The sequence below is a fragment of the Candidatus Marinimicrobia bacterium CG08_land_8_20_14_0_20_45_22 genome, assembly GCA_002774355.1.
In the GTDB taxonomy this organism is placed as follows: Bacteria; Fidelibacterota; UBA2242; order UBA2242; family UBA2242; genus 0-14-0-20-45-22.
Window position 1 is genome coordinate 1 of the sequence record PEYN01000048.1, and the last position, 1,168, is coordinate 1,168.

The window sequence follows — 1,168 nt, forward strand, 5'->3', positions numbered from 1 at the left end:
TTACAAATTCGAAAAATATTCCCGATTATGTTTGGGAGGTCGGCATTGCGGCTGAGCGGAGTTACAGTCTGCTGGTTGATACGCTGGGGTTCGATCCGCCACCTCCCGACAACGAAATAGACGGCGCAGAAATCGATATTTATATTAAAAACTGGGCAGGAAGCGTATACGCTTGGACATATCCTGAAAATCCGGTGACTGCGACCGCGCGTCAGTACGATTATACGGGTTACACTGTCATCGATAACGATTATGCCGAATCGGGATATACCACAAACGACTTGGATGGCATGCGCGTCACGGTTGCGCACGAATTTTTTCATATTATTCAGATGGGATACAATTGGTGGGAAAACAACGGACTGTTCGGCGTGGACAGCGCAGATGGCGATCGTTATTTCCTTGAGTGGTGTTCAGTGTGGTTTGAGGAGCGAGCCTATCCGGAAGTCAACGACTATGTTGGCTATCTTCCGGATTTTTTCAACGATCCGAACAATCCGATATGGTCAAGTAGTTACTGGTATTCGTTGGAAATTTTCGTCCGTTTTTTAGTTGAGCAATTTTCGGGAAATCCATACTTTCTATCGACGGTTTGGGAAACTATCAAAACGCACTACGCATTTCAGGCGCTGGAAAAGACGATTGAATATGAAAGCGACGCATCGCTGGCTCTTTTCTGGAACGAATTTATGAGACGGTGCTACTACACTGGAGTGCGCTATGACGCTCGATACGCGCTTTCCGATGATGCGAAGGAATTTCCGCAACTTTACGTCCTGTTAGCAAATCGACAAAAACTGACTGACCGCCTTGATTTTCCCATTTCTACAATTCAACAATTTTCTACTCAACCGTTTTTGATCACTTTTTCGAAAAATCTGTTTGTGGGATTATCGGCTGATGCTTCCAATGACGGGAATCTGATCGGCGGCTATCTTCTGGATCGATTGGGAGCGACGAGCGTATCCCGCAGTTTTTCCGACGGGAGCGATATTATTGTAGGCGACGTGTTATCGTTAGATACACTGGCTGTTTTTTTAACGAATTCTTCTACGACTGCAACTACGGCGGTCAATTTGAGTGTCATCGCAATTCCGGATTCGCAGGTCATTCCGGTCAAATTTCTCGCGCTCTATCCGAATCCGTTTCTCATTAAGTCCAAATCCGA

The 1,168-nt window shown here is 45.9% G+C and carries 1 protein-coding gene; it reads left to right on the forward strand.

Features of this window, described 5'->3' with window-relative positions; translation table 11 throughout:
• Positions 1-1,168 (forward strand): hypothetical protein (locus COT43_03105; GenBank protein PIS29753.1); only part of this gene is annotated, 1,168 nt, incomplete at both ends.